Source organism: Lactococcus ileimucosae, assembly GCF_943193185.1.
Classification (GTDB): Bacteria; Bacillota; Bacilli; order Lactobacillales; family Streptococcaceae; genus Lactococcus; species Lactococcus ileimucosae.
On record NZ_CALPDE010000047.1, the window covers coordinates 1 to 2,035 of the forward strand.

The 2,035-nt window shown below is 60.8% G+C and carries 2 protein-coding genes; one reads left to right on the forward strand and one right to left on the reverse strand.

Going from position 1 to position 2,035, the window contains the following annotated elements:
* Nucleotides 1-293: 293 nt before the first annotated feature.
* Nucleotides 294-1,742 (reverse strand): IS66 family transposase, encoded by a 1,449-nt coding sequence (gene tnpC / locus NFR51_RS10925; protein ID WP_154487592.1) that lies wholly within the window; start codon nucleotides 1,740-1,742, stop codon nucleotides 294-296.
* 95 nt (nucleotides 1,743-1,837) lie between these two features.
* On the opposite strand from tnpC, the gene NFR51_RS10930 reads away from it, so the two are divergent.
* On the forward strand, nucleotides 1,838-2,035 hold a 198-nt coding region (locus tag NFR51_RS10930; RefSeq protein WP_369127884.1), incomplete at its 3' end, for a sensor histidine kinase N-terminal domain-containing protein.

The following is a 2,035-nucleotide window of genomic DNA, read 5'->3' on the forward strand; positions in this document are numbered from 1 at the left end:
GGAAGTATGGATTCTTCCAGGAGATGATTCTTTTCAGACTCTTTTGACAAAGAGCTGCTGGCAACACCAGTATCTGATGTAGTCATGGGTTTACCCTTGAGATATTGAGATTGTTCGTCGGGAAAGGAAACAGGGGTGAGAAGTGACCCTTCACCCCTGTTTTCTGGTGGTCTCAGCCCCCCATTTCACTGCGCCTCGCGGCCGTTGCTAATCGATCGATCTCGAGGTTCTTGTCGAGTACGACACCATAGGCCTCATAGGCGTGTTCTACGGTACAGAAATCATCAAGGTAACTATTCAGCACCGGTTGGCTGAGTCGGGGCTTCTTGCTGCATGAAGGCTGGCACCTCCCCCGCAAACAGTTGCTCCAGTGCGGTATGCGCCGCCACCCCTTGCTTGACGGCGGTCGAGAGGAAGCTGCGCATCCGGCAGAAGATCTCCGCCCCCTCCCAGGAGCGGAAACAGCCCGAGATTTTCTGCTGGACCTTGGTCATTCGCAGATCGCGCTCCCCCTGGTTGTTGGTGAAGGGAGCGGCAGGGTCGTCGAGGAAGCGCAACACGTCGTCCTCGTACGCCTGGAGGCGTTCCAGGAGGTTGCGCGGCTTGGTGCGCTTGGCCCGGCCTCGCGTTCCAGGTGGCGGTTTCACCGGCGGGGGGCACTCGGCGTCCCCTTTCGCCAGGCAATCTCGATAGCGCTGCCGCCAGGCTCGGGTCTCATCGGCCGAGAGGCAGCCGTCGGCCACCTCCACGGCGCGATGCATCTCCAACAACAGGTCATGCAAGGCCTTGGCCCATGCCTGGCCATCGTTCTCCCAGGCCGCTGTCAGCTCCCGAAGGTGGTGCGCATTACAGAGCGCGTGCCGGCAATCCGGATAGCGGTAGTAGGGCTTCCAGTGATCATGCACCAGCACGCCACGCACGAAGGGCAATACGCCGATGGCGTCCATCGCTTCCTGGCCGCGCTTGGGGTGCGGGGCCAACCAGGTCAGGGCCTCGTTGGAGGCGCTGTGTAGCCAGTAGCGTTTGCCACCGACCTGCATTCCGGTTTCATCGGCATGGACGGTGGCTGCTTCACGTAGCGCCGGGATCACCCACTCGGCGAACGCCTCGGCCCGCTGGTAGGCCTCCTGGTTGAAGGCGAACAGGGTGCCGGTGCTCAGCGACAGGCCGCACTGCGAGGTGAGCAACTCGCGGATACGCGCATAGGGCAACAGCTGATACTGGGAGAGATAGACGACATGCGCCTTGAGGCGAGGGCCATACTGGATGGGGCGAGTCACGCCCTCGGGGAATGGCGCCACGTAGCGTTGCCCCTGATCATCTTCGAGGACCTCAGCCTGATATTCGGTGACCACGGCCTGGATTACGATGTCCTGCACTTGGCGCGTTTCGACGCCGACCGGGCGGTAAGAACGCCCCTTGGGGAGTTGCCGACGATCGACACGGAGCTTGACCACCTCGTCGGGGTCCGTCACCGGCGCCAACGTCTTACCCTCATGCCCTGGCTGTCCGCCGGGGCGCCGCTCGCCTTTGGCGCGCGAGCGGCGCTGGCGATTGGGATCCTGGGACGGTGGCTTGCTGCTGTTGCGGCTACTGGTGGCCAGGCGATCGGCCATGAGCTTGACCAGCAGCATCAGCACATCGATGGCGGCACGCAGCGACGGCGAGACCGTCTGGTCTTCCTTGAGCTGCTGCCGGACCCGCTCCAGGGCCTCGTCGACGTTGATATCGCTGATGGTCATATCGCCGCATAGGTGTGCCGAATGATGCTGTGCACTATGCCAGAAAAATCAGGTGGTTGTCGACAGGCTATCCGCAACCACCTGAATAGTTACAAATTTTCTACCGTATCAAGGAAGCAGACGGGGGTATGATCGCAGGCTTTAGCGGTTTGGCAGATCCCCCCAAAGCATCACATGATCCCATTTTTTATGATGTGGACTATGCAGGTAATGCATTACGCGCCGTAGCGCTTACCCTCCCCGTCAGCCGTGGCAACCAACCCGTCGATATTGAACCTGAATCCGTGAGACCG

Excerpts from the sequence above, each read along its gene's own strand:
- tnpC (WP_154487592.1), bottom strand. The coding sequence starts at position 1,742 with ATGACCATCAGCGATATCAACGTCGACGAGGCCCTGGAGCGGGTCCGG.